Below are 22,056 nucleotides of genomic sequence, written 5' to 3' on the forward strand. Positions count from 1 at the left end.
ATTCTCGCGCCGCGCGTTCGTCCGCAAGTGCCGGTCGGAGGTCAGATCAGCCCGCCCGGCGTTTGAGGGCGAGGCGCGGAGCGCCGATGGGGCGGTGTGGGGCGACCCCGCCAGAGGAAGTTGTCCAGGAGTGCCAGGCCGCCGCTGGTGGTGATGGACTCGGGGTGGAACTGCACGCCCTCGACGGGCAGGCGCCGGTGTCGCAGGCCCATGACGTATCCGTGGTCGAGTGCCGTGGCGGTGACGACGAGGGCGTCGGGGAGGGGCTCGGGGACGACGAGGGAGTGGTACCGCGTGGCTTCCAGGGTGTGGCCGAGGCCGTGGAAGACGCCCGCGCCGTCGTGCCGCACGGTGCTGACCCTGCCGTGCATGACCTGGTCGGCGACGGCGACGTCACCCCCGTACGCGAGGGCGATGGCCTGGTGGCCCAGGCACACGCCGAGCAGCGGCACCCGCCCGGCGAACTCCCGGACCAGCTCGACGTGCCCGGAGTCGGCCGGGTGCCCGGGGCCGGGGCCGAGCACGACGGCGTCCGGCCGGGACGCGGCCAGCTCGGCGGGGGAGCGGGTCAGGGACCGCACGACCTCGGTGCGGGCGCCGAGCGTGCGCAGGTACTGGTCGATGATGTGGACGAAACTGTCGTAGGCGTCGATGAGCAGGACCTTCACGGCAGCAGTTCCTCTCCGGTGAGCGCCCAGTAGGCGGCGCCCATCTTGGCCAGCGTCTCGTGCCACTCGGCCTCCGGCTCGGACTGGGCGACGACACCCGCCGAGCTCTGCGTGGAGTACGTGCGGCCGTCGTGCTCGATGGTGCGGATGCACAGGGCGAGTTCGGCCCAGCCGCGGGCGTCGACCAGGCCGACGGCACCTGCGTAGGCGCCGCGCGGCTGCTCTTCGAGGCCGTCGACGATCTCCATGGCGCGCACCTTGGGCGCGCCGGTCATGGTGCCCGCGGGGAACGTGGCGCGGGTGGCGTCCCAGACGTCCACGCCCGCCTCCAGCGGCCCGGACACCGTCGACACCAGGTGGAAGACGTGGCTGTAGCGCTCCACGGCCATCAGCCGGTCCACCGGCTGGGTGCTGGGCACGGTGACCCGGCCGATGTCGTTGCGGCACAGGTCGACGAGCATGATGTGCTCGGCCTGCTCCTTGGCGCTCTCGCGCAGCTCCTTGATCCGCAGCTGGTTCTCCTCCTCGTCGCGGCCGCGGCGCGCGGTGCCCGCGATGGGCCGCATCACGATCCGGCCGCCCTCGATCCGGAAGAACAGTTCGGGGCTCGCGCCGATCAGGGTGCGGCCCGCGCGGGGCAGCAGATAGCGGTACGGGGAGGGGTTGCGGGCGCGCAGGCGGCGGTAGACGTCGACGGGGGTGAGGGAGGTGTCGACGTCGACGCGGTGGCCGATCTGGATCTGGTAGATGTCCCCGACGCGGATGTGGTCCAGGCAGCGCCGGGCCCAGTCGAGGAAGGTCGTACGGTCCACGCTGTCGCGCACGGACGCGGGCGCGGGCGCCTCGGGCACCGGCCGCGCGGGCACGGCGGCGGCGTCCCGGGCGAGGCCCGCCAGGTCGAGGTCGGCCGCCCCGGCCTCGGCGCTCTCGTCGCCGAAGGCCCGGCTGTCGGCGCGCAGGTGGTGCACCAGGCCGTCGTCGAGGTCGTACCAGACGGTGTGCCGGAACAGGGTGAGCGTGAGGTCGGGGCCGCGGGGCGGGCCGGTGCGGGCGGGCAGGGCCTCCATGTGCCAGGCCGCCTCGTACGCGAGCGACGTCAGGAAGCCGAACGCGTAGGTGTCCTCGGGGCGTTCGGTGTCCACGGCGAACAGGCGGCGCGCGCGGGCGAGCAGGTCCCAGACCTGGCCCGGCGCGGTGAGCCGCAGGCGGTGCGTGCCGGGCTCCGGCTCCTCAGGGTGGTCGCCGCGCAGGCCCGCCGCGAGCGCCGCCGAGGCGAGGGCCCGCGCGAGGGCGGGCGTCCCGTCCAGGTCGACGTACCCGTCGTACACCCGGATCTCGGCGAGCCGCCCGCAGCCGACGGCCGCCCAGCGCCGCTCCCCGTCGCCTCCGGCGCCCTCACCGTCCCCACCACTCACGCTGCCCACGCCGCCCCCGTCGCCCCCGGCGCTCTCGAAGAGGAAGGCCTCCTGGCCCTCGGCCGCCCGGCCGACGGCCGCCCGCAGCCCGGTGTACAGGTCGAGCGGGTCGTGCGGGGGCAGGGGCGTCCGGGTCACCCGTACGTCGATCGTCGCCAATTCCGCCATGGTGAACTCCCTCAACCGGGTGGTGAATTCGTCATCACCAGCAGTGAATCAGCGGCTCTTCGAGCGCGCCCAGACCAATTGGCGGGCCCGTGTGCGGACCATTTCAGAATCGCTTGACCCGGCCGCCGGTCCCGTATTCAGTTGAGGGACGTTTCCATTCCTTCTGCTCTGTGTCCGTACGGGGAAGGCAGTCATGAAAGACAGCGACAGGGAATACAGGCGAGACGGAGAAAGCGACGGGAATGCCGGGAATGCCGGGAACGCCGGGGGCGCGGCGGCGGCCTCGTGGCGGGACCTCCCCGCCCGGCAGCGGCCCGACTGGCCCGACGCGGCCGCACTGCGCGCCGTCACCGGGGAGCTGGCCGCGGCCCCGCCGCTGGTCGCCGCCGCCGAGTGCGACCAGCTGCGCCGCCGCATGGCGGCCGTGGCGCGCGGCGAGGCGATCCTGCTCCAGGGCGGCGACTGCGCCGAGACCTTCGCCGGGACCGACGAGCGCTCCGTGCGCGGCAAGCTCCAGACGCTGCTCCAGATGGCGGTGGTCCTCACGCACGCCACGGCGCTGCCGGTCGTGAAGGTCGGCCGCATGGCGGGCCAGTACGCCAAGCCCCGCTCACGCCCCGTCGAGGAGCGCGACGGCGTCGCCCTGCCGTCGTACCGGGGGACGCCGTGAACGGCCCGGAGTTCACCGCGGCGGCCCGCCGCCCCGACGCGCGCCGCCTGCGCGCGCTGTACGACGCCTCGGCCCGCACCCTGAACCTGGTGCGCGCCCTGACCACCGGCGGCTTCGCCGACCTGCGCCAAGTGCACGCCTGGAACCGGGGGTTCGTGGCCGGGTCCGGGGCCGGGGCCCGCTACGAGCGGCTCGCCGACGAGATCGGCCGCAGCCTCGCCTTCATGCGGGCCTGCGGCGTCGACGCGCGCGAGGCCGCCACCGCCGAGTTCTACGTCAGCCACGAGGGGCTGCTCCTCGACTACGAGGCGGCCCTCACCCGCGCCGACCCCGGCACCGGGCGCGCCTACGCCACCAGCGGCCACCTGCTGTGGATCGGCGAGCGCACCCGCGACCTGGACGGCGCGCACGTCGCGTACTTCTCCCAGATCGCCAACCCCGTCGCCGTGAAGCTCGGCCCGGCGACGACGCCCGACACGGTGCTGTCCCTGATCGACCGCCTGGACCCGGACCGCGAGCCCGGACGGCTCACGTTCGTGGTGCGGGCGGGCGCCGACCGGGTCCGCGACGTGCTGCCGACGCTCGTGGAGAAGGTCAACGCCGAGGGCGCCCAGGTGTGCTGGGTGTGCGACCCGATGCACGGCAACACGGTCACCGCGCCCAGCGGCCACAAGACGCGCCGCTTCGACACCGTCCTCGACGAGGTGCGCGGGTTCGTCGAGGTCCACCGGGGCCTGGGGACGCACCCCGGCGGCATCCACGTGGAGCTGACCGGGGACGACGTCACCGAGTGCGTCGGGGGCGGCACCGCGGTGCGCGAGGAGGACCTGCCGTCCCGGTACGAGACGGCGTGCGATCCGCGGCTGAACCACGCGCAGTCCCTCGACTTGGCGTTCCTGCTGGCCGAGTTGTACCGCTGACGCCGTACGGCGGGCGTGGCGGCGCCGTCGCGCGGACCGGCCCGGTGCCCCGGACCTAGCCCCCCAGCGCCCGCTCGATCACGTCGAACGGCGGGTCGTCCGACAGGTAGAAGTGCCCGCCCGGCCGCATCACCAGCTCGAAGCCCGCGCGCGTCGCGCCCTCCCACGCCGCCGCCTGCTCCCGCGGCACCCGCGTGTCCTCGTCGCCCAAAAGGGCCGTGACCGGGCAGCGCAGCGGGTCGTCGGCGGGGCCCGCGTAGCCCGCGACCATGCGGAAGTCCGCGCTGACGTACGGCATCACCAGCTCCAGGAACGCCGGGTTGTCAAGGAGTTCCGCGTCCGTGCCGCCGAGTTGGGCCAGGGTCTTCAGGACGGCGGCGTCGTCGATCGCGGCGGCCCGCTCGGGGGAGCCGTCGGCGGTCTGCGGGGCGCGCGCGGCGGAGGCGAAGAAGTGCTCGACGTCCGCGCCCTGCGCCTGCCAGATCCGCGCCACCTCGTACGCCACGAACGCGCCCATGCTGTGCCCGAAGAACACCGTGGGGCGGCCGTCGGGCAGCGGGCGCAGCTCGCGGGCGATCTCCCGCGCCATCTGCCGCAGGTCGGTGGGCGGCGGCTCGGCGATGCGGTCGCCGCGCGCCGGATAGCACACCGTGTGCACCTCGACGTCCGCCAGCTCCTTGCCCCACGACCGGAAGAAGTAGGGCGAGCCGCCCGCGTGCGGGAAGCACACCATGCGCCGCGCCGCGAAGGGCCGCGCCGCGACCAGTTCCGTCCACACCATCGCCGTCTCCCCCGTCTCCCCTGCTACCGGCTGCTCTTGGCTGCTACCGGCTGCTCTTGGCGCCCGTCCGCCCTCATGGTCCCATCCCGGGCCGCCCCGCGTTCGGCCCCGCCCTGTGAGGTGCGGCACGCACGCGTGCTTGTCAGCCCGCTGTCAGGGCGCCGTCGGATGCTGTCCCAAGGAGAGGCACGCCTGGCGCCGCCCGACAGGGGCGTGGAGCGCGGCCCTGCCGCCCGCCGCCGCGACACGGCTGCCCGTACCGGACGCACCACCCACATCCCCAGGGAGTTCCCATGCCGGTGACCCCGCCGACGTACCACTCGATCACCGAGGCGACGATGATGCCGCGCCTCGTGCGCCTCGGACCCAATCTGTACGGCGCCGTCTTCACCCTGATGAAGCTGCTGCCCGCGCACTTCATCCTGCAACGCGCGCGGGAGCGCGGCGAGCTGCACCACGGCACGGTCGTCGTGGAGACCACGTCCGGCACGTTCGGCCTGGCGCTCGCCATGCAGGCCGCGCTGACCGAGCGGGAGCTGATCCTGGTCAGCGACCCGGCGATCGACGCGAACCTGCACCGCAGGCTCAGCGACCTCGGGGCGCGCGTGGAGATCTGCGAGCACCCCGCGCCCGTCGGCGGCTACCAGGAGGCCCGGCTGCGCCGCCTCGCCGAGATCCGCGCCCAGCTGCCGTCCACGTTCTGCCCCGAGCAGTACACCAACCCCGACAACCCGCGCAGCTACGAGCGGGTCTCCGAGCAGCTCATCCGCACCCTGGGCAGCGTGGACTGCCTGGTGGGCCCGGTGGGTTCGGGCGGCTCCATGTGCGGCACCGTGCGCGGCCTGCGCGAGCACACGCCGGACACCCTCGCCATCGGCGTCGACTGCCACAGCAGCGTCCTGTTCGGGCAGAGCGACGGCCCGCGCGAGCTGCGCGGCCTCGGCAACAGCCTGTGGCCGGGCAACCTCGACCACAGCGCGTTCGACGAGGTCCACTGGTGCACCGCCGAGGAGGCCTACGCCCACACCCGCGACCTGCACGCCCACCACGCCCTGTTCCAGGGCCCCACGAGCGGCGCCGCCTACCTGGTGGCCCGCTGGTGGGCCCGGCAGCACCCGGACCGGCTGTGCGTGGTGATGATGCCGGACGAGGGCTACCGCTACCAGGCCACGGTGTACGACGACGCGTGGCTCGCCGACAGCGGGTACGTGCTCGACGTCCGCGCCGACGCCGAGCCCGTCACCGTCACCTCGCCCAAGGAGGCCAGCGGCCGCTGGACCCGCTTCGCTTGGGGCCGCCGCGCCTACGACGACGTGCCCGGCGTGGTGCCGCGCAGCCCCGCCCGCCCCACCGGGGAGTTCGGGCGATGACCGCGGGCACCGGGCGGCTCACGGCGGTCCTCGGCCCCCGCACCCGGCGCGTCGTCTACGGCACGCCGGGCCCGGACGCCGTCCGCCGTGAGCTGACCGCCACCAGCACCGTCGACCTCGCGCACATCGTGATGCTCACCGAGTGCGGCCTGCTCCCGGGCCCGGCGGCCGCCGCGCTCCTGGACCGCATCGGCCGCCTGCGCGCCGACGGCTTCGCCGACCTCGCGGGCCGGGACGCGCCGCGCGGCCTGTATCTGATGTACGAGGGCCACCTCGCCGCCGAGCTGGGCGCGGACGTCGGCGGGAAGCTGCACACCGGGCGCTCCCGCAACGACCTGAAGGCCACCGTCACCGCGATGCGGCTGCGCGCGGAACTCCTCGAACTGCTCGGGCAGACGCTGCGGCTCCAGGCGGCGCTCCTGTCCCGGGCCCGCGCGCACGACGGCGTCGTGATGCCGGTGTACACGCACTTCCAGCCCGCGATGCCCATCACCTACGGCTACTACCTGGCGGGCATCGCCGCCGCCCTGGACCGGGACGTCGCCGGGCTCGGGCACGCGCTGACCGGTCTGGCCCGCTGCCCGCTGGGCGCGGGCGCCGTCGCGGGCACCGACCTGCCGATCCGGCCCGAGCGCACGGCGGCCCTGCTGGGCTTCGCGGCGCCGCCGCTGCACGCCACGGACGCGGTCGCCGCCCGCGACACGGCGCTGCGGGCGCTCGCCGCGGCGGCCTGCGCCGGGGTCACCCTGAGCAGGCTCGCCACCGACCTGCAACTGTGGAGCACCCAGGAGTTCGGCTTCGTGGCGTTCCCGGAGCGCCTTGTCGGCGGCAGCTCCGCCATGCCGCAGAAGCGCAACGCCTTCCTCCTGGAGCATGTGAAGGCCAAGGCGTCGGCGGCCGTCGGCGCCTGGACGACGGCGGCCTCGGCGATGAAGTCCACGCCGTTCACCAACTCCATCGAGGTCGGCACGGAGGCCGTGGCCGCCGTGTGGCCCGCGCTCGCCGAGGTCCGCGACGCGGTGCTGCTCGCGCAGGTCCTGGTCACCGGGGCGCGCCCGGTGCCGGAACGGATGGAGCGGCGGGCGAAGGAGGGCTTCGTGACGGCGACGGCGCTCGCCAACCGCCTGGTCGCGCGGGGCGTGCCGTTCCGCACCGCCCACCACGTCGTGGGCGCGGCGGTCCGCGAGGCCGTCGACTCCGGCGCCGACGAGCTGACCAAGCTCACCCCGCCCGACGGGGTGCCCCTCGACGCCGGGGGCGAACTCCCGCCGCTGCCACGGGTGGTGGCCGACCACGACCGGGGCGGCGGCCCCGGCGCGAGCGCCGCCGTCGTCGCGGAACTGCGCCAGCGGCTCGTCGGCCACGCCGCGTGGCTGTCCTCCCGCCGGGCCCGACTGCGGGACGCGGAAGGGGACTTGGCGGCGACGGTCGCGGACGTCGTGGCCCGGTACGGGACGGGAGGCACGGCATGAGGAACCCGACTCAGGCGCGGGGGGCACCGGAGGGGCCGGGGGCGCCCGAGGCGCCGAGCGAAGGCGCCTGGTTCGCGTTCGTGGAGAGCAACACCACCGGCACCGGACGCGAGTTCTGCGCCGCCGCCCGCGCCCGCGGCCTGCGCCCGGTGCTCCTGACCCGGGACGCCGACCGCTATCCGTACGTCGCCGAGGACGCCGTCGCCCACCGGGTCCTGGACACCGGCGACCCCGCGGCGGTGGTCGCCGCCTGCCAGGCCCTCGCCGACGGCGGCGGGCTCGCCGCGGTGGCCTCCAGCTCGGAGTACTTCGTGGCCACCGCCGCGCGGGCCGCCGCCAAGCTCGGCCTGCCCGCGCCCGACGGTGACGCGGTCGCCCGCTGCCGGGACAAGGAGCGGCAGCGGGCGGCGCTGGCCGCGGCGGGCGTGCCGGTGCCCCGGTTCGCCGCCGTCGGCACGGCGGCGGACGCGGTGCGGGCGGCCGCGGAGTGCGGCGGCCCGGTCGTGGTGAAGCCGGTCAGCGGGTCCGGCTCGGTCGGGGTGCGGCTGTGCCGGGGCGCCGACGAGGTACGGGACTGGGCCGCCCGGCTCCTGGACCGAGGCACCGACGAGCGCGGCGCGCCCGTGCCCGGGCGGATCCTGGTCGAGGCGGCCGTACGGGGGCCGGAGTTCTCCGTGGAGACCCTCGACGACCGCGTGGTGGCCGTCGTCGCCAAGCACGTGGGGCCCGAGCCGTACTTCGTGGAGACCGGGCACGACGTTCCGGCGCCGGTGCCCGCGACCACGGCCGCCGCGCTCGGCGGGACCGCGCTGCGGGCCCTGGCCGCCCTCGGCCTCGGCTGGGGAGCGGCCCACACCGAACTGCGCCTGACCTGCCGGGGCCCGGTCGTCATCGAGGTCAACCCGCGGCTCGCGGGCGGCATGATCCCCGTCGCCGTGCGCGCCGCGACCGGCGTGGACCTCGTCGACGCCGTGATCGCCCGCGCGGCCGGACAGGCCCCGGCACCGCCCGGGCCCGGCGCCGGGCACGCGGCGGTCCGGTTCCTGCACGGGGCGGGCGAAGGCCGGGTCACCCGTGTGACGGGGGCGGCCGCGGCCCGCCGGGCGCCGGGCGTCGTGGCCGTCACGGTGAGCACGGCCGCGGGCCGCGAGGTCCGCGTCACGCACTCCTTCCTCGACCGCCTCGCCTGCGCGGTGGCCACCGGCCAGGACACCGCGACGGCGGCCCGCCGCGCACGGGACGCGACCGCCCTGATCACGGTGGGCCTCGACGGTCGGGAAGCCGGTCGGGAAGCCACCGGAGCGGCCATCGCAGAAGGCGCCGCACGAGCAGCCGTACAGGACGCCGTACAGGACGACGCACGAGCGGAAGGGGCGGGTGGGCCATGACGGACGACGACCGCACACGGGGGAGCCGTCGACCCGGATCCCCCGCTGGACCCCGCCCACGGGCGGCACCCCGGGCACCGGCACCCACACCACCCGCCTGCCCGCCGACGTCACCCGCGCCCTCACGCGCACCGCCCGCGCCCTGGGCGCCACCCTGCCCGCCCTCCTGATCGCCGCCCACGCCCGGGTCCTGGCCACCCTCACCAACGAACGCGACCTGCTCGTCGCGTACGCGCCCCCCGAACCCGGCGGCGTCCAGGGCCCGTTGCGCCTGGCCGTGCCCGACGCGACCTGGGCGGAGCTGGTGGCGGGCGGGGCCGGGGCGCACACCTACCGGGGCGGGACCCGGCCGGAGGTGGCGCTCGACCTCGCGGACCTCACCGCCCCCGCCACCGAAGCCGCCCCCGCCACCGAAGCGGGAGGCCCCCTGCCCGACGGCATCATCCTGCGCGTCGCCTTCGCCAGCGACGCCCGCGACCGCCGCGACGGCGGTGATGGCGGTGATGGCGGTGACGGCGGTGACGGCGGTCTCACCCTGCGCGTCACCCACGACACCACCGCGCTCGACACCTCGTACGCCGTTCGCGTCGCCGGATACCACCGGGCCGCCCTGCGCCTGATCGCCGCCGACCCCGCCGCGCGGCACGAGCGGCAGAGCCTGCTGTCGGCGCCCGAGGTCGAGACGCAGCTGTACGACCTGGCGGGCCCGCGCGCGCAGCTGCCGGAGCGCACCTTCGTGGAGCTGTTCCGCGACCGCGCCCGCGCGGCGCCCGACGCCACCGCCGCCGAGCACGGCACGCGCCGCCTGACCTACGCCGAACTGGACCGGCGCTCGGACGCGGTCGCGCACGCGCTGCTCGCCGCCGGTCTCGGCGGCGAGGAGGTGGTCGCCGTCGTCATGGAGCGCGGCCTGGACTGGATCACGGCGGCGCTCGGCGTCTTCAAGGCGGGCGGCGTCTACCTGCCGGTGAGCCCCGGCTTCCCCGCGGGCCACGTGGCCGCCCAGCTCGACCGCGCCGCCGCCGCGTGCGCGCTGACCGAACCCGGCGCCGAGCCGCTGGTGCGGGCCGCCGCCCCACCGGAGCTGCCGGTGCTCTCCGTGCCGGACGTGCTCGCCGCGCCCGCGCCGCCCGGCGCCCCGGACGTCACGGTGACGCCCGGCCAGGCGGCGTACGTCTACTTCACCTCCGGCTCCACGGGGGAGCCCAAGGGCGCGGTGTGCGAGCACGCCGGGCTGCTCAACCACCTGCTGGCCAAGACCGAGGACATGGGGCTCGCGCCGGGCACGGGGCTCGCGCCGGGCGCGGGCGAGATCGTCGCGCAGACCGCGGCGGTGAGCTTCGACATCTCGCTGTGGCAGTTCGCCGCGCCGCTGCTCACCGGGGCCGCCGTACGCGTCGTCGACACCGGGGCGCTGCTCGGCGTCGAGGGCTTCCTGGACGAGCTGGACCGGGGCCGCGTCACCGTGGCGCAGGTCGTCCCCTCGTACCTGGACGCGCTCCTCACCCACCTGGAGAGCCGACCGGCGCGGCCCCTGGCCACCCTGCGCGCGCTGTCCGTGACCGGTGAGGCCCTCAGCCCGGACCTGGTGCGCCGCTGGTTCGCGCGCTACCCGCGCATCCGGCTCGTCAACGCCTACGGCGCCACCGAGGTCTGCGACGACACCCTGCACGAGGTCATCGACGGCGTGCCCGCCCGCGACACGGTGCCGCTCGGGCGGTCCCTGCGGAACGTCAACACCTACGTCCTGGACGCCAACCTCCAGCTCGTGCCGCTCGGTTCGACCGGTGAGATCGCGTTCTCCGGGGTGTGCGTGGGCCGCGGCTACATCGGCGACGACGAGCGCACCCGGGAGGCGTTCGTGCCCGACCCGTACCGGCCGGGCACCCGCATGTACCGCACCGGCGACTTCGGCCGCTGGCTGCCCGAGGGCCGCCTGGAGTTCCTGGGCCGCCACGACGAGCAGGTCAAGATCCGCGGCTACCGCATCGAACTCGGCGAGATCGAGCACCGCCTCCTGACGATGCCCGGCATCCGCGAGGCGGCCGTCGTCGTCGAGGCGGGCGCGGGCGGCGTGCCGGGCCTCGCCGCCTTCTACAGCGGGCAGGAGACCAGCCCCGGCCGCGTCCGGGACTTCCTCGCCGGGCAGCTGCCCGACCACATGGTGCCCGCCTACGTCCACGGCCTGCGGCGTCTGCCCCGCACCGGGCACGGCAAGGCGGACAAGCGGGCCCTGGTGCGCCTCGCCGGGACCCTCGGGCACGGCGGGGCACCCGACGCGGCGCCGCGCACCGCCGCCGAGCAGCGGCTCGCCATGGCGTGGGCGGAGGTCCTCGGCGTGCCCCTTGAGCGCATCGGGCGCACCGACAGCTTCTTCGACCTCGGCGGCACCTCGCTGGCCGCGGTGCGCCTGCTCGTCCACCTCGACCGGGCCCTGTCCCTCGCCGACCTCACGGCCCGGCCGGTGCTCGCCGACCTCGCGGCGGCCCTGGACGGCACGGGACCGGCGGCGCCGGGCCTGCTCCAGCCGCTGTCGACGGTCACCAGCCCCCGCCGTACGCTGGTCTGCTTCCCGTACGAGGGCGGCAACGCCGTCAACTTCCGGTCCCTGGCCCGGCACCTGGCCGACGACGGCGTGGCCGTGCTCGGCGTGGAGCCGCCCGGGCACGACGTGGCCGACCCCGGGGGCGACCTGATGGACGTGTCCGCCGTCGCCCGCCGGGCGTGCGCCGAGCTGGCCGCGCACGGCACGGGGCCGCTGCTGCTGTGGGGGCACGGCGCGGGGGCCGCGGCCGCCCTGGCGACCGCGCGACTCCTTGAGCGGGCGGGCTGCCCCGCCGAGCGGGTCTTCGTCGCGGGCCTGCTCCTCGACGACGCCGCCGCGCTGCGCGCCCGCGCCGCGGCCACGGCGGCGGCCGACGACGCCGCCCTCCTCGACCGGCTCCGCGCGGGCCACGCGTACGTCGAGCTCGACGCCCTGCGCCCCCAGCGCGCCACGGTCACGGCCCGCGCCTACCGCCACGACGTCCAGACGTCCCTGGCCCATCTGCTCGCGCTGCGCGCGGACCCGGACGCCCACCGCGTCACGGCCCCCGTCCACGTCGTCACCGCCCGCGACGACCCGGCCGCCGCGCGGGCCGAAGCCCGGGCACGGGAGTGGAAGGCGGTGTCCGCCAACGTGACGCACCACGAACTCCCCGAAGGCGGCCCGTACTTCACCACCACCCAACCAGCGGCCACGGCAACAGCGATCCGCACCACACTACGACCCAGCCAAGCCCCCCGATGCCCTTGCTAGCCCGGGCGGCGAGCCAAGCGCCCCAAAGGGGCGCGGGGAACGGCGCGCCCAGCCCCCACGCACCCGCACCCGACCAACAACAGCCCCCAGGAGCCCACCCATGACCCTGCAAGCCCCGGCGGCGAGCCAAGCGCCCCAAAGGGGCGCGGGGAACTGCGCGACAAGCCCCCACGCACCCGCACCCGACCGACAGCCCCCAGGAGCCCACCCATGACCCTGCAAGCCCCGGCGGCCAGCCGAACGGTCGCCACAGGCGTCAGCGCAGCCTTCGGCACCTTCGGTGAGCTGCTTCAGGGCGTGCTGCCCGAGCGGGACGGCGACTTCCTGGTGACGCTCCCCGTCGCCCGCTGGGCGATGGCCCGCTTCGAGCTGGACCCGGACGCCGACGCGCTGGCCGTGCGCCCCGCGCACAAGAAGAAGGCCCTGCGGCTCACCGGCATGATCATGGCGGACGCGGCGCGGCCCGCGGGCGGCCTGCTCACCATCGACAGCACGCTCCCCGAGGGCAAGGGCCTCGCCAGCTCGTCCGCCGACCTGGTCGCCACGGCCCGGGCCGTGGCCAACGCCCTGGGCGAGCCGATGCCGCCGCGCCGCATCGAGACGTACCTGGCGAGGATCGAGCCGACCGACGGCGTGCTCTACCCGTCCGTCGTCGCCTTCCACCACCGCAGCGTGCGCCTGCGCGCCCGCCTGGGGTCGCTGCCGTCGATGGCGGTGGTCAGCGTCGACGAGGGCGGCTCGGTGGACACGGTGGCGTTCAACGCCCTGCCCAAGCCGTTCACCGCCGCCGACAAGCGCCGGTACGCGCACCTGCTCGACCGGATCACCACGGCCGTGGCCCGCCGCGACCTCGCGGAGGTCGGCCGGGTCGCCACCGCCAGCGCCCGGATGAACCAGGTGCTGCGGCACAAGTGGTCCCTGGAGCCGCTGATCGGCATCTGCGAGGAGATCGGCGGCCTCGGCGTCGTCGTCGGCCACAGCGGCACGGCCCTCGGCATCCTCCTGGACACCGCGGCCCCCGACTGCCACACCAAGCTGACGGCGGCGGCCCAGCGCTGCCAGGAGCTGACGGGCAACGTCACGGTCTACCGGACCCTGAGCTTCCACTAGACGGGCGCGGATACGAGGAAAGGCCCCTCCGCCGGAGCGGAGGAGCCTTTCCTCTGTCGTGCGCCGCCAGGGACTCGAACCCCGGACCCGCTGATTAAGAGTCAGCTGCTCTAACCAACTGAGCTAGCGGCGCCTGCTGACAGAGAAAATATTACCTGGTCCGAAGGGGTGCTCGTGACCACCGTCCGGCAGAGCGGAATCCCGGGCTCACAGCGCCAGGGACAGCAGCACCGGCGCCGCCCTGCGGTTCAGCGTCTGCGCGGCGGCCCGCAGCCGGTGCGCCCGCTCCACCGGCAGGGACAGCGCGAGCGAGCCAGCCGTGGCGCCCGCCGTGATCGGGACGGCGGCGCAGACCGTGCCGACCGCGTACTCCTGGAGGTCCAGGACCGGGACCGTGGGCGCCTGGGCGGCGAGCTTGTTCAGCAGGACCCGCTCACTGGTGATCGTCCGCGAGGTGAGCCGGGGCATCTTGTGCCGGGCCAGGTGCTCGCGGCGGGCGTTCACGTCGAGCTGGCCGAGGAGGCTCTTGCCGACCGCGCTGGCGTGCGCGGCGACCCGGAAGTCCACCCACTCGTTGACCTTGGGCGTGCGCGGGCCGTCGGCGACGTCCGTGACGCGGATCTCACCGTCCACGTAGCGGCTCAGGTAGACGGCGGCGCCGAGGGCGTCGCGCAGCCCGTCGAGGGTCTCCTGGAGCTTGTCGCGCAGGGCCAGGCCCCGGTCGCGGGCGGAGCCCAGGCGGGTCAGCGCGGCGCCCGGCACATACGCCCCGTCGGCGATCCGCTCCACGTACCCCTCGCGGCGCAGCATCCGCAGCAGCGGCGTGAGCTGCCCGGCGGTCAGGCCGGTCGCGCGGGTCAGCCCGTCCTCGGTCACCCCGCTGCCGCGGCGGGCGACGGCTTCGAGCACGCGCAGGGCGCGCCGCGCCGAGCGGTGCGCCGTCGTCGGCTGGTGCTGCAGCGCCACGGTTCCCCCCATGGAACAGTTCCAGACACCCAGACAGGTGGACAACGTCCACGATAGCTGTCAAATCCCCTCCGAGGAGAGGGCGTTGGCAAGCCAGTGGCGCGCTTCCGCCCCTGGCGGCGGGGCCTGCGGGTCCCGGCGGGCCGGGGAGCGCACGCCTCAGCCCCGAGCGCGGCGAAACCCCGGCCCACGGCAGGGCGAAACCCCCGCCCACGGCAGGGCGAAACCCCCGCCCGTGCCGCGGCAGGCGCCCCCGCTCACAGCACGGCGGACAGGAACTCGCGGGTCCGCTCGTGCTCCGGCTCGGAGAAGATCCGCTCCGGCGGCCCGGACTCGATCACCCGGCCCGCGTCGAACATCAGCACCTGGTCGGAGATGTCCCGGGCGAAGCCCATCTCGTGGGTCACGCAGAGCATCGTGATGTCCGTGGTGTGCGCGATGTCGCGCAGGACGTCGAGGACGCCCGCGACCAGCTCGGGGTCGAGCGCGGAGGTCACCTCGTCCAGGAGCAGCACCTGCGGCCGCATCGCGAGGGCGCGGGCGATCGCGACGCGCTGCTGCTGGCCGCCGGACAGCTGCGTCGGGTAGGCGTCGCACTTGTCGCCGAGTCCGACCAGGTCGAGCAGGTCGCGGGCGCGCTGCTCGGCCTCGTCCTTGGGCAGGCCGAGGACGGTGACGGGGGCCTCGGTGATGTTCCTGAGCACCTTCATGTTCGGGAACAGGTTGAACTGCTGGAAGACCATCCCGATGTTCTTGCGGACCTCGCGGACATGCTTCTCGCCCGCCGGGACGAGCCTGCCGTTCTTCTCCTCGTGGGTCAGGTACTCGCCGCCGACCTTGATGGTGCCCTCGTCCGGCTTGATCAGGGTCATCAGCAGCCGCAGGATCGTCGTCTTGCCGGAGCCGGACGGGCCGATCAGCGTCACGTGCTTGCCGGAGGCCACGGAGAAGTCCAGCTCGTCCAGGACCGTGTTCGACCCGAAGCGCTTGACGACCTTGTCGAAGCGGATCAGCTCGCTGCCGTCGACCGCCGGGTTGGGCTGTTCTTTGGAAGGGCTGGAAGGGCTGGCGTCAGCGGACAAGACGGCGCTCCAGGGCTCGCAGGAGGAGGGACGAGGGGTAGGCGATGAGGATGAAGGCGACGCCGACGACGGTCAGCGCCTCCGTGTACTGGAAGGTCTGCGCGGCCTCCAGGCGGGAGCGCTGGAGGAGTTCCAGGACGCCGATGCTGGCGAGCAGCGGGGTGTCCTTGAGCATGGCGATGACGTAGTTGCCGAGCGCGGGCACCACGCGGCGGATGGCCTGCGGCAGGATCACCGCGGTCCAGGTGTGCCGGTAGGGCAGGCTGAGGGCCTTGGCGGCCTCCCACTGGCCGACGGGCACGGCCTCGATTCCGGCGCGGTAGACCTGCGCGGTGTACGTCGAGTAGTGCAGGCCGATCGCGAGGGTGCCGGTGGTCTCCGCGGAGAACTGGACGTTCCACTCCGGCAGCACGAAGAACAGGAAGAACAGCTGCACGAGCAGCGGCGTGTTGCGGATGAACTCGGTGATCAGGGCCACCGGCCAGCGGATGAGGCGCGTCGGCGCCCGGAACGCCAGCGCCCACACCAGGCCCAGCGAGAAGGAGATCAGCGAGCCGAGCGCGAGGACCTGGAGGGTGACGAGCACGCCGTCCCAGAAGTGCGGCATGAAGTCGGCGACGGCGCCCCAGTCCCAGCTGTCACTGCCGTTGTTCATCGGGACCCACCTCCGCCCGCGACGCCGCTGGCGCTCAACTCATCGGACTTCGCTGACGGCTGACGGAACCTCAGCCAGGCTCCGACGCCCTGGCCGGGCGGCGGGAACTGCCCGATCCCGGCCTTCGCCCGGCGCTCCAGGAGCTTCATGCCGCGCGTGAGCAGGAAGGCGATCACGAAGTAGATCACCAGCGTGATCGAGTAGATCTGCGCGCTCTCGGTGGTGGCGAGCCGCACCAGGTACGCGGCGAACGACACGTCGCCGATGCCGAGCAGCGACACCAGGGCGGTGCCCTTCAGCAGCTCGACCAGCAGGTTGCAGAACGACGGGATCATCTCCGGCACGGCCTGCGGCAGCAGGATGAGCCGCATCCGCTGCCAGGGCGTGAAGCTCAGCGCGACCCCCGCTTCGCGCTGCGCCGGGGCCACCGCGTTCAGGGCGCCACGGACGATCTCGGCGCCGTAGGCCCCGTACGACAGGCCGAGGGCGAGCACCGCCGCCCACATCGGCACCAGGGCCCAGCCCGCGAGCTGCGGCAGGACGAAGAAGATCCAGAACATCAGGACCAGGGCGGACGTGCCCCGGAAGACCTCGGTGTAGAACGCGGCGAAGAACCGCACCACGCGTGAGCGGTGCGTGCGCGCCATGCCGACGCCGAAGGCGACGGCGGTGGCGAGGGCCGCGCTGTAGACGGTGAGCTGGACGGTGATCCAGATGCCGGGCAGGACCCAGTGCTCCCACAGACCCGCTGTCATCGGCACAGCTCCTCTGCGGTCAGGTCGGTCATCTCGGCCTTGGTGAAGCCGAAGGGTCTGAGCACCCGGAACAGCTCGCCGCTCTTCTTCATCTTGTGGATCTCCACGTTGAAGGCGTCGCGCAGCTTGGTGTCGGTGGGCCGGAAGGTGAAGCCGCCGCCGTCGACGTGCTTCTTGCCGTCGATGACCGGCGCGAACGGCTTGGTGGCCTCGGCCTTGGCGCTCTTGCGGACGACCTCGCGGGCGGTGAGGGCGGTGCCGCCGAACACGTCGATGCGGCCCGCCTCGACGGCGTTCATGCCCGCGACCTGGTCCTGGAAGATGACGATGTCGCTCTCCTTGTACCCGGCGGCGACGGCGTACCCGATCTCCGCGTAGCCGGTGCCCGTCCCGAACTTGGCCTTCTTCCGCACGACGTCCTGATACGTGTGCAGGCCCATCGGGTTGCCCTTGCGAACGATGAACGAGTCGAGCATCTGGTACTCGGGATCGGAGAAGATCACCTGCTGGCAGCGGTCCTTGGTGATGTACATCCCGGCGGACACGACGTCGAACTGCTGTGTCTTCAGGCCGGGGATCAGCGAGCCGAACTCGGTCGCCACGGGCTGCACGCTGTCCACGCCGAGCCGCCCGAAGATGATCCGGGCCAGCTCCACCGCCTCACCGGTGAAGTCCCCCTGGTCGTTGATGTACCCGTACGGCGCCTCGCCCGCGATGCCGAGGCGCACCGTGCCCTGCGAGCGCAGCCGGGCCAGCGTGTCGCCCGTGGGCACGCGGCTGCACCCGGCCGCGCCGAGCGCACCGGCGGCGCCGACCGCGGCGGCGGAGGCGAGGACCGCGCGCCGGGGCACCTTCCCTGTCGTGATGAGGTTCCTCAGTGGTGGAGCCATGGGCGCGCGGCTACCCGAGCGGATGCGAAACATGCCGACGAATTCCGGCCCCGGCCGTGATCACGGCCCTCTTGACGCGGGCGCCGCCCCCGGGAGGACCATGGCCGCATGGCAGACCGCTACATCGAAGTCGCCCTGGCCAAGCGCGGTGTCCGGGCCACCGCCAAGCTCCTCGACGACCGGGCCCCCGTGACCTGCGCCACCGTATGGGACGCGCTGCCGCTCGGCGGGGACGTGTATCACGCCAAGTACGCCCGCAACGAGATCTACGCCCTCTTCCCGGCCTTCGCGGCCGAGGAACCCCCTTGGAGAACCCCACCGTCACCCCCATCCCCGGCGACCTGTGCTACTTCACGTTCACCGGCACCGAGCTGGGCACGTCCTCCTACGGCTACGACAGCGCCCAGCGCGGCACGATCGTCGACCTGGCCCTGTTCTACGAGCGCAACAACTTGCTCGTCAACGGCGACGTCGGCTGGGTCCCCGGCATCGTCTGGGGCCAGGTGGTGGACGGCCTCGACCGCCTGGCCGAGGCGTCCAACGACCTGTGGCGCACCGGAGCCCAGGGCGAGACCCTCCACTTCCGGCGGGCGTGATCAGCCCGTCCGGCGTTTGAGGACGAGGCGCGAAGCGCCAACAAAGGGGGAAGGGGCGAAGCCCCAGCCGAAAGCGGGGCCTGGGGCGCGGGCCTCAGGGAAGGGCGGGCGGGTGGGGGAGAGACGCCACCCCGGCCTCGTACAACGCGTGCGCGGCCCGCAGCACGAGGGCGTCGGAGAACCGCGCGGCCACCAGCTGCACCCCCACCGGCACCCCCTCCCCGTCCAGGCCACAGGGCACCGTCCCCGCGGGTTGCTGCGTCAGGTTGAACGGATAGGTGAACGGCGTCCACCCCGTCCACCGCCGCGCCCCGCTCCCCGGCGGCACCTCCACCCCGGCCGCGAACGCGGTGACCGGCACGGTGGGCGTGACCAGCAGGTCGTACGCGTCGTGGAACCGGCCCATCCGCCGCCCCAGCTCCGTCCGCACGTCGACGGCCGCGAGGTAGTCCAGCGCGCTGTACCGCGCCCCCGCCCGCAGACCTCCCGCAGGCCCGGGTCGAGCAGTTCCCGGCGGGCGGGCGGCAGGTGCTGCGCGACCCGCGCGGCCCCGCTGAACCACAGGGTGTGGAACGCCTCGACGGGATCGGCGAAGTCGGGGTCGGCCTCCTCGACGTACGCGCCGAGGGCGGCCAGCGTCTCCACCGCGCCCCGCACCGCCGCCGCGACGTCGGGCCGCACCGCGACCTGCCCGCCCAGCGTCGGCGAGTACGCCACCCGCAGGCCGCGCACGCCGTCGCGCAGCCCGTCGCGGAAGTTCCCGGCGCGGGGCCCGGCGCAGGACCAGTCCCGGGTGTCCGGCACCCCGATCACGTCCAGGAGCAGCGCGGCGTCCGCCGCGTCCCGGGTCATCGGCCCGACGTGCGACAGCGTGCCGAACGCCGACGCCGGATACAGCGGCACCGTGCCGTACGTCGGCTTGAACCCGAAGATCCCGCAGAAGGAGGCGGGGATGCGCACCGAGCCGCCGCCGTCCGTGCCGAGCGACAGCGGCCCCGCGCCGAGCGCGACGGCGGCCGCGCTGCCGCCGCTGGACCCGCCGGAGGTGCGCGTGGTGTCGTACGGGTTGCGGGTGATGCCGTGCCGGGGGCTGTCCGTCACGCCCTTCCAGCCGAACTCGGGCGTGGTCGTCTTGCCGACGAACACCGCCCCGTGCTCCCGGAGGCGGGCGACGGACGGCGCGTCCTCGTCCCAACGTCCCTCCTCCGACACGGCCTTGGAGCCGCGCAGGGTGGGCCCGCCGCGCTGGAGCAGGATGTCCTTCACGGTCACCGGAACCCCGTCCACCGGGCCGAGCGGCTCACCCGCGCGCCAGCGCGCCGCGCTCTCCTCGGCGCGGGCCAGCGCGTCCCGCTCGTCGATACGCACGAACGCGTTCACGGCGGGCTGGATCTCGCGCGCCCGGCGCAGCACCGCGCGCGCCGCGTCCACGGGGCTGAATTCGCCCTTTCCGTAGCCGTCGACGAGTTGTACGGCGGTGAGGTCCGTGAGCTGGGTCATGCACGCTCCTCCGTGAGAGGTCTCCGGTACGGGCTGCTGCGGGATCAGTGCCCAGGGACATACCCACGTTCCTTGTCGACCACGTTCGGCAGCGACCGGCCCGCCTCCCAGCGGCCGTACAACTCCACGAACTGCGCGCCCAGTTGATCCCGCCAGCCGACCGTGTCGCCGCTCATGTGCGGCGAGACGAGCAGGTCCGGCGCGGTCCACAGCGGGCTGTCCGGCGCCAGCGGCTCGCGCTCGAAGACGTCCAGGGCGGCGCCCGCGATCCACCGCTTCGACAGGGCCGCGAGCAGGTCGTCCTCCACGACGAGCTGGCCCCGGCCCACGTTGATGAACCGCGCGGAGGGCTGCATCATCCCGAAGCGCCGCTCGTCGAACATGCCGCGTGTGGCGTCGGTGAGCGGCGCCGCGCACACCACCCAGTCGGCGCGCGCGAGCAGCCGGTCCAGGTCGTCCGCGCCGTACACGCCGGTGCGCGGGGTGCGGCCGACGAGCGCGGTGGCGATGCCGAGCGCCTTCAGGGTGCGGGCGATGGCGCGGCCGATGGGCCCCGAGCCGACCACGCAGGCGCGGGTGCCCGCGACCCGCTGGCTCTCGCGGTGCCGCCAGACCCGCTCGCGCTGGAGGTCCAGGGTGCGGGGCAGGTCCTTGGCGAGGGCGAGCACGAGCGCGGCGACGTACTCGGCGATCGGCTGGTCGAAGACGCCCCGGGCGTTGGTCACCACCGTGTCGGAGGCGACGAGTTCGGGGCACAGCAGCCGGTCCACGCCCGCGCTCGCGGTGTGCACCCAGCGCGGCCGGGCGCCCTCGCCGGGCCAGGCGTGCCGCACCGCGTCGGACAGGAAGTCCCACACGAGCAGCACGTCGGCCTCCGGCAGCAGCCGCGCGACCGACTCCGCGTCGGCGTGCAGCACCCGCGCGCGCCCCGTCAGCGCGCCAAGGCGCGGCGGGGGCGCGGGCGGCGGGGCGTCGAGCACGAGGACCGTCGGGGTGCCGCCTCCCGGAGGCGACCCGGTGCTTTCGGACACGGCGGAGGAACCATTACGCAACACGAGCCCGCTTCCCTGGTGGCGTCTGGACGGCCCGTCGACCGCGCGGCTCCCGCCGACCCGCGGCGGGAGCCGCCCGCGACCGCCCCGCGACTGTCTGAGATGCGCGGATTGACCACGCTGGCACCCGAACCTACCTTCGTCAACAGAGACGGCCCGCTCCGCGGATCAGTACGCGACGCCGTACCCGACTCCGCACGCGGACCAGCACACGCAGCGAACCGCACCGCACCAGAACACACCGCACCGCACCGCACCGAACCGAACCGGTGAACCCGTACGCGGGTCCGCACGACGACCCGTACGACGGCCTGTACGGCGATCCGCACGACGACCCGTACGGCGATCCGTACGAACCGGCGCGGAGCGCCCCGCGGGAGTTCCCGCGTCCCCGTCCCGACGTCCCGGCGCGTCGCCGCCGCGCACCACTTCCGGCCCCAGGCCGGGCCTGTTCCCGCTCGCACGGTCACACTCGCACGATCAAAAGGGCCCGCTCATGGACGTCACTTCCTTCTCCGCGTACTCGATGTTCCAGGGACCCCAGCCGCAGCGCGGCGTCGGCGTCGTCGCCCCGTTCGACTTCGCCCTCGACCGCGAGCTGTGGCGCTGGGTCCCGGACGAGATCTCGCTGCACCTGACGCGTACCCCGTACGTGCCCGTCGAGGTCAGCCTGGACCTGGCGCGCCTGGTCAGCGAGCACGAGACGCTCGCCGAGGCCGTGCGCGCGCTGTCGGCCGCCGAGCCGGAGGTCCTCGCGTACGCCTGCACGTCCGGCAGCTTCGTCGACGGCCGGTCGGGCGAGCGGGCCATGTGCGCGGCCATGGCCCGCGAGGGCGCGGTGCCGTCCGTGACCACGTCGGGGGCGCTCCTCGAAGCGCTCGCCGAACTGGCCGCGACCCGCGTCGCGCTCGTCACGCCCTACACCTGGTCGGTGACCCACGCCCTGGAGGAGTACCTGGCCGAGGCGGACGTGGCGGTCGTGGGCCGCGCCTATCTGGGGCTCACCCGGCACATCTGGAAGGTGTCGTACCGGGATGTCGCGGACATGGCGCGGCGGGCGGTGCGCGGCTCGGTCGACGCGCTGTTCATCAGCTGCACCAACCTGCCCACGTACGACGTGATCCCGCAACTGGAGGCGGAGCTGAGGGTGCCGGTGCTCTCGGCGAACCAGGTGACGATGTGGTCGGCGCTGCGACGGCTGGGTACGCGTGCCGTAGGGCCCTACCAGGCGCTGGTCGACGCGGGCGCGCGGCCGGGGCGGCCGACCTGGCCGCGCTCGGCCCGGACCGGCTCGATCCGG

At 74.5% G+C, this 22,056-nt stretch carries 14 protein-coding genes, 1 tRNA gene and 4 pseudogenes; 8 read left to right on the top strand and 11 right to left on the bottom strand.

Features of this window, described 5'->3' with window-relative positions:
- Positions 1–41 precede the first annotated feature (41 nt).
- Positions 42–668: an anthranilate synthase component II gene (locus ACOBQU_RS24510; RefSeq protein WP_423629559.1), complete on the bottom strand. Its 627-nt coding sequence runs from the start codon at positions 666–668 to the stop codon at positions 42–44.
- Entirely contained in the window at positions 665–2,251 is a 1,587-nt protein-coding gene (locus ACOBQU_RS24515) for an anthranilate synthase component I family protein (protein WP_423629561.1), read from the bottom strand. Before ACOBQU_RS24515 ends, ACOBQU_RS24510 begins: the two co-directional genes overlap by 4 nt.
- A gap of 193 nt (positions 2,252–2,444) precedes the next feature.
- Between ACOBQU_RS24515 and ACOBQU_RS24520 the strand changes: the two are divergent.
- Positions 2,445–3,841: pseudogene (locus ACOBQU_RS24520) on the top strand (class II 3-deoxy-7-phosphoheptulonate synthase).
- A gap of 55 nt (positions 3,842–3,896) precedes the next feature.
- Here ACOBQU_RS24520 and ACOBQU_RS24525 read toward each other — a convergent pair.
- Complete coding sequence (locus tag ACOBQU_RS24525; protein ID WP_423629563.1) at positions 3,897–4,622, bottom strand: thioesterase II family protein; 726 nt, start codon at positions 4,620–4,622, stop codon at positions 3,897–3,899.
- 293 nt (positions 4,623–4,915) lie between these two features.
- Here ACOBQU_RS24525 and ACOBQU_RS24530 point away from each other — a divergent pair, with 293 nt between their 5' ends.
- The 5 genes from ACOBQU_RS24530 (at position 4,916) to ACOBQU_RS24550 (ending at position 13,260) form a co-directional block, all read left to right on the top strand.
- Positions 4,916–5,992: a cysteine synthase family protein gene (locus ACOBQU_RS24530; RefSeq protein ID WP_423629565.1), complete on the top strand. Its 1,077-nt coding sequence runs from the start codon at positions 4,916–4,918 to the stop codon at positions 5,990–5,992.
- A complete protein-coding gene (argH, locus tag ACOBQU_RS24535) occupies positions 5,989–7,464 on the top strand; it encodes an argininosuccinate lyase (protein WP_423629567.1) in 1,476 nt (491 codons plus the stop codon). The genes ACOBQU_RS24530 and argH overlap by 4 nt, the downstream gene beginning before the upstream one ends.
- Positions 7,461–8,852, top strand: a complete 1,392-nt coding sequence (locus ACOBQU_RS24540) for an ATP-grasp domain-containing protein (RefSeq protein ID WP_423629569.1) — start codon at positions 7,461–7,463, stop codon at positions 8,850–8,852. Before argH ends, ACOBQU_RS24540 begins: the two co-directional genes overlap by 4 nt.
- Complete coding sequence (locus tag ACOBQU_RS24545; RefSeq protein WP_423629571.1) at positions 8,842–12,150, top strand: amino acid adenylation domain-containing protein; 3,309 nt, start codon at positions 8,842–8,844, stop codon at positions 12,148–12,150. Before ACOBQU_RS24540 ends, ACOBQU_RS24545 begins: the two co-directional genes overlap by 11 nt.
- Before the next feature lie 210 nt (positions 12,151–12,360).
- Positions 12,361–13,260 (top strand): kinase, encoded by a 900-nt coding sequence (locus ACOBQU_RS24550; RefSeq protein WP_423629573.1) that lies wholly within the window; start codon positions 12,361–12,363, stop codon positions 13,258–13,260.
- Positions 13,261–13,319: 59 nt separating this feature from the next.
- On the opposite strand, the gene ACOBQU_RS24555 is transcribed toward ACOBQU_RS24550, so the two are convergent.
- The 6 genes from ACOBQU_RS24555 to ehuB form a co-directional block, all read right to left on the bottom strand.
- Positions 13,320–13,393 (bottom strand) — tRNA-Lys (locus ACOBQU_RS24555).
- Between the two features lie 74 nt (positions 13,394–13,467).
- Positions 13,468–14,226: an IclR family transcriptional regulator gene (locus tag ACOBQU_RS24560; RefSeq protein ID WP_423629574.1), complete on the bottom strand. Its 759-nt coding sequence runs from the start codon at positions 14,224–14,226 to the stop codon at positions 13,468–13,470.
- A 257-nt stretch (positions 14,227–14,483) separates the two neighbouring features.
- A complete protein-coding gene (ehuA, locus tag ACOBQU_RS24565; protein ID WP_423629576.1) occupies positions 14,484–15,308 on the bottom strand; it encodes an ectoine/hydroxyectoine ABC transporter ATP-binding protein EhuA in 825 nt (274 codons plus the stop codon).
- Positions 15,298–15,963 carry an ectoine/hydroxyectoine ABC transporter permease subunit EhuD gene (gene ehuD / locus ACOBQU_RS24570; protein WP_423629578.1) on the bottom strand — a complete coding sequence of 222 codons (666 nt, stop codon included), beginning with the start codon at positions 15,961–15,963 and terminating at the stop codon, positions 15,298–15,300. Before ehuD ends, ehuA begins: the two co-directional genes overlap by 11 nt.
- Positions 15,960–16,718, bottom strand: a complete 759-nt coding sequence (gene ehuC / locus ACOBQU_RS24575) for an ectoine/hydroxyectoine ABC transporter permease subunit EhuC (RefSeq protein ID WP_423629580.1) — start codon at positions 16,716–16,718, stop codon at positions 15,960–15,962. Before ehuC ends, ehuD begins: the two co-directional genes overlap by 4 nt.
- Positions 16,715–17,608: an ectoine/hydroxyectoine ABC transporter substrate-binding protein EhuB gene (ehuB, locus tag ACOBQU_RS24580; protein ID WP_423629582.1), complete on the bottom strand. Its 894-nt coding sequence runs from the start codon at positions 17,606–17,608 to the stop codon at positions 16,715–16,717. The genes ehuC and ehuB overlap by 4 nt, the downstream gene beginning before the upstream one ends.
- 108 nt (positions 17,609–17,716) lie before the next feature.
- On the opposite strand from ehuB, the pseudogene ACOBQU_RS24585 reads away from it, so the two are divergent.
- Positions 17,717–18,204 (top strand): annotated as a pseudogene (locus tag ACOBQU_RS24585) (DUF3830 family protein).
- Between the two features lie 94 nt (positions 18,205–18,298).
- Here ACOBQU_RS24585 and ACOBQU_RS24590 read toward each other — a convergent pair.
- Together ACOBQU_RS24590 and ACOBQU_RS24595 are read right to left on the bottom strand one after the other, a co-directional pair.
- Positions 18,299–19,704: pseudogene (locus ACOBQU_RS24590) on the bottom strand (amidase).
- A gap of 44 nt (positions 19,705–19,748) precedes the next feature.
- Positions 19,749–20,735 carry a D-2-hydroxyacid dehydrogenase gene (locus ACOBQU_RS24595; RefSeq protein WP_423629584.1) on the bottom strand — a complete coding sequence of 329 codons (987 nt, stop codon included), beginning with the start codon at positions 20,733–20,735 and terminating at the stop codon, positions 19,749–19,751.
- Positions 20,736–21,252: 517 nt separating this feature from the next.
- Between ACOBQU_RS24595 and ACOBQU_RS24600 the strand changes: the two are divergent.
- A pseudogene (locus ACOBQU_RS24600) lies at positions 21,253–22,029 on the top strand (maleate cis-trans isomerase family protein); the annotation flags it as partial.
- Between the last annotated feature and the right edge of the window lie 27 nt (positions 22,030–22,056).

It is taken from the genome of Streptomyces sp. G45 (assembly GCF_049542095.1).
GTDB lineage: Bacteria > Actinomycetota > Actinomycetes > Streptomycetales > Streptomycetaceae > Streptomyces.

Excerpts from the sequence above, each read along its gene's own strand:
- ACOBQU_RS24515 (WP_423629561.1), bottom strand. The coding sequence starts at position 2,251 with ATGGCGGAATTGGCGACGATCGACGTACGGGTGACCCGGACGCCCCTG.
- ACOBQU_RS24525 (WP_423629563.1), bottom strand. The coding sequence starts at position 4,622 with ATGGTGTGGACGGAACTGGTCGCGGCGCGGCCCTTCGCGGCGCGGCGC.
- ACOBQU_RS24530 (WP_423629565.1), top strand. The coding sequence starts at position 4,916 with ATGCCGGTGACCCCGCCGACGTACCACTCGATCACCGAGGCGACGATG.
- argH (WP_423629567.1), top strand. The coding sequence starts at position 5,989 with ATGACCGCGGGCACCGGGCGGCTCACGGCGGTCCTCGGCCCCCGCACC.
- ACOBQU_RS24540 (WP_423629569.1), top strand. The coding sequence starts at position 7,461 with ATGAGGAACCCGACTCAGGCGCGGGGGGCACCGGAGGGGCCGGGGGCG.
- ACOBQU_RS24550 (WP_423629573.1), top strand. The coding sequence starts at position 12,361 with ATGACCCTGCAAGCCCCGGCGGCCAGCCGAACGGTCGCCACAGGCGTC.
- ehuD (WP_423629578.1), bottom strand. The coding sequence starts at position 15,963 with ATGAACAACGGCAGTGACAGCTGGGACTGGGGCGCCGTCGCCGACTTC.
- ehuC (WP_423629580.1), bottom strand. The coding sequence starts at position 16,718 with ATGACAGCGGGTCTGTGGGAGCACTGGGTCCTGCCCGGCATCTGGATC.
- ehuB (WP_423629582.1), bottom strand. The coding sequence starts at position 17,608 with ATGGCTCCACCACTGAGGAACCTCATCACGACAGGGAAGGTGCCCCGG.